At 68.2% G+C, this 3,259-nt stretch carries 4 protein-coding genes; 2 read left to right on the top strand and 2 right to left on the bottom strand.

Annotation, left to right across the window (positions count from 1 at the left end; translation table 11 throughout):
- Positions 1-169 precede the first annotated feature (169 nt).
- Together ACXJJV_RS05945 and ACXJJV_RS05940 are read right to left on the bottom strand one after the other, a co-directional pair.
- Positions 170-637 (bottom strand): hypothetical protein, encoded by a 468-nt coding sequence (locus tag ACXJJV_RS05945; protein ID WP_456467268.1) that lies wholly within the window; start codon positions 635-637, stop codon positions 170-172.
- A gap of 336 nt (positions 638-973) precedes the next feature.
- Positions 974-1,582, bottom strand: coding sequence for an endonuclease III domain-containing protein (locus tag ACXJJV_RS05940; RefSeq protein WP_456467267.1), 609 nt, complete (start codon positions 1,580-1,582; stop codon positions 974-976).
- Positions 1,583-1,744: 162 nt separating this feature from the next.
- Between ACXJJV_RS05940 and ACXJJV_RS05935 the strand changes: the two genes are divergently transcribed.
- Positions 1,745-2,203, top strand: coding sequence for a phosphate-starvation-inducible PsiE family protein (locus ACXJJV_RS05935; RefSeq protein WP_456467266.1), 459 nt, complete (start codon positions 1,745-1,747; stop codon positions 2,201-2,203).
- 74 nt (positions 2,204-2,277) lie between these two features.
- Positions 2,278-3,024, top strand: a complete 747-nt coding sequence (locus ACXJJV_RS05930) for a 4Fe-4S binding protein (RefSeq protein ID WP_456467265.1) — start codon at positions 2,278-2,280, stop codon at positions 3,022-3,024.
- The last annotated feature ends 235 nt before the right edge of the window (positions 3,025-3,259 follow it).

Genomic DNA, 3,259 nt, shown 5'->3' with positions numbered 1-3,259 from the left:
TCCTCCCCGCGGGACCACTCCGCATCGGCCGGGACCGCGGTCGGTAACACCGACCCTCCTCACCGATCCGGCGTTCCTCGGCCTCCTCACTCCGCGGGAGCCTCGACCGAGGAGAACTCGAGCGGGGATTGGTAAAAAATCACCGCGGGGGCCGCGTGGATCAGCGCGTCTACCACCGGAAGGTCACGCTGGAGTCGTGGACGTCCTCCTCCAGCTTCACCACGTCCAGCCCCTCGCGCCGCAGACCCTCCAGGATCACGCCCTTGATGACCGCGCACACGTCCTTGCCCTCCTCGGAGCGCTCCTGCCAGCCCAGCGTCTCCAGCACGTCCTCAAGCTCCGCGTGGCCGTTTTCGACGTCGAAGTCGCCGATGAGACCGTACTCCTTGGCCATCCTCAGCGCATCCTCCAGCTCCTGAATCTCCTCCCGCTCCGCCTCCTCCAGGATCTTGATGAACTGCCGGCCCACCTCCATCACGATGGGCTCCCAAGAGTCGCTGAGGTGACGCATCGCGGCCATCCTCACCGCGCTCAGCAGGGCGAACGCCAGCTTGCGGTGTTTCGGCTGCTGCGACAGTTCCTCGGCGATGTCACCGCGCAACTCCTCCTCACCCTCGAACTCCTCATTTAACCCCATATTTTTTGTCGCCCCCCCCCCCGACCTACGAGCCCACGGGACCCTCCTCCGCTCTTTACCGCCCGGGTAACCCTCGGATGAGTTATAAAAGGTTATCGGATGGAAAGCGGAGCCGAGGTTTCATCTAATCTGTCATCGCTCGGTTGATTTACATCGACCTTAAGGCATTTCCCCAACTACGTTTTCATGGAACGATCTAACCTACCCTTGTCAAGTTATCACCGGCGCCGCGGGCCGCCGATCCCGTTTTAAGTGGCCTCGGGCGCGCGGTGGGGGGCGCGGGTGGCGGTCAGCGGCCTGGAACGTCGTCATCGGGTCGGGCGGCCGATTAGCACATCATCCCGCCGGCCTGCCGGCCCGGCAGAGCCGTTTTATCGGGCACCCCTCGCACCTGGGTCGGGGTCGGCAGTGCCGGCGGCCCAGCTCGATGGCGCCCAGGGTTAGGTTTCTGGGGCTCTTAACGGCGCGGGGCCAGAGCCTTCTGGCCCAGTCCACCGGGCGCCCCGTGGCGCGCTCGGCGACGCGTCGAACGTTCGCGTCGACGGGTAGGACCCGGTCACCGTAGGCGACGGCGGCGACCAGGTCGGCGGTGTACGGACCGATGCCCGGGACTCGGAGTAGCTCGTCCCGGTCCGGGCGGGGCCGCTCCGAGAGGAGTCGGGCCAGCCCGCGCACGGTTCGGAGCCTTCGTTGAACCAGTCCGATGCGGGAGAGTAGCCGTTTCAGCTCGCGCTCCGGCGCGTTGAGGAGGTCTCGGGGCTCCGGGTACCGGCGGAGGAGCTCGCGGAGGACGGGTTCGGCGAGCTCGCGGCGGGTGCGCTGGTGCAGGACGCCCGCGAGCGCGACGGTGTACGCGTCCTCGCGCTCCCCCCACGGTGGCTCGTACTCACCGTCCCGCTCGAGGCGTCGGAGCCAGGTCTCGATGCGTTCCGCTACCTCCTTCAACCCTGGCTCCCCGTGGCGCCCGGGATGATGAGGAGGGGGATCTCCGAGGGGTGAGGAGACCCAGGGGCGCTGACCCCGGTGTGGCCTCGGCCCCGCGACTTTTGGTCATTGGGGAGTCCCCAAGGGGAACGGTCCTCATCGGCGCGGCCGGGAGTGGGTGAGTTGGGCGGTGACATGCATCGGTTCTCCCACCGGTTGCTGCGAGTTACGGTGCACGTGGTGATGGTGGCGATCCTGGGGGTCACGCTGATCGTCTTCGCCGTCGGGGCGTACGACATCGTGCGCACGTTTTTGACCAGCCCGTACCGGGCGCGGTTCCGGGAGGCGTTCGGGCTGATCGTGGAGTGCGTGTTCGACGTACTGCTGCTCCTGGAGGTGTACCAGAGCGTGCTGGAGACGCTCAGGCACCATCGAGTGCCCCTGCGGTACGTGGTGGATATCACCATCATCATGATGCTCCGGGAGACGTTCCTGAAGTACTACCGGGGGATCCTTCGACCCTCCGAGCTCCTGGCGGTGACGGCCTTCCTCGCCGTGCTGGTGACCTCCCGGGTGATCGTGCTCAAGTACTCCCCCGATTACTTCAACGAGCGGCTGAGGCGGGAGTCGGAGGGGGAGTGATGAGTCGCGCCGGGTCACCGAGGCCCGGATGAGGGCTGGGGGGCTCGCTGACCCCGAGTCGGGGGAGACCGGCGATGCTCGCTCGGTGGAGGAGGTTCTCGCAGATCCTGGGGTGGGCGGCCCTGAGCCTTGGAGTGCTCGCCCGGGTGCCCGTGGTCGTGCCAGGGGTCTCGGGCGGTTGCGCCGGGGTGATCGGGACGGGGTTGGTGCTTTACCTCCTGCCGTCCGCGCTCGCGGGTCTGACGGAGCCGGGCTACCTGGCGTTCGCGGCGGCGGTCGCGTGGCTGCTTCCGGCCGCGACCGTGGGAGGGGCGGTGTGCGGGTGGGTCTGCCCGATGGGTTCCGTGCAGGACGCGCTGGCTCGGGTTGGGCGTCGGTTGGGTGTCCTCGTCCCAGCGCCGCCCGGTCAACGAGGGCTCCGGCTCGTTCGGTACCTCCTGCTGCTCGCGACGCTGGCTGGGGCCGCGTGGCTGTTGAGACCGTGGTACGCTGTCTGTCCGATGCACTACCTAACGGCGGCCCTGCAGGGGCGCGGGCTCGGGTACCGTGGGCTCGAGCGGCTCGGGCTGGCACTGGTACCGGTGCTGGCCTCGTTGGTCGTACCCAGGTTCTTCTGCCGGTACCTGTGCCCGGTTGGGGTGCTGCTGAGGGTGGGACACGGGTGGACGTCCCTCGACCTGCTCGTCGACGCGCGACCGGCGTGCCGCGGGTGTCCCGTCTGCCTCACGTGCCCGATGGGTCTCCAACCGAGCAGGGATTTCCCGTCCGCGCGGGACTGCATACGATGCGGGCGCTGCCTGGTGTGCGGGCGCGGTGGGTAAAAATCTCGAACGCGGGGTTGCGGGACCGGGCCCGGTGAGGAGCTACTCCGGGGCTGAGCCGGTGATGAGTCCACCCGGGACCGAGGGCTCAGCCCCACCCCAGCGTCCTCACCCATCGGGGCACCGGGTCCTCATCACCGTGGTCCCATCTTCCTCTTCCGACACGCGCTCCAGGCGCTGCACGCAGGATCCGGGCTCCGTGTCCCCGGACAGCGGGGTGCGCTCCGGCTTCAAC

Source organism: Methanopyrus sp., from assembly GCF_053997775.1.
This window is presented reverse-complemented; position numbering and strand designations above follow the sequence as displayed.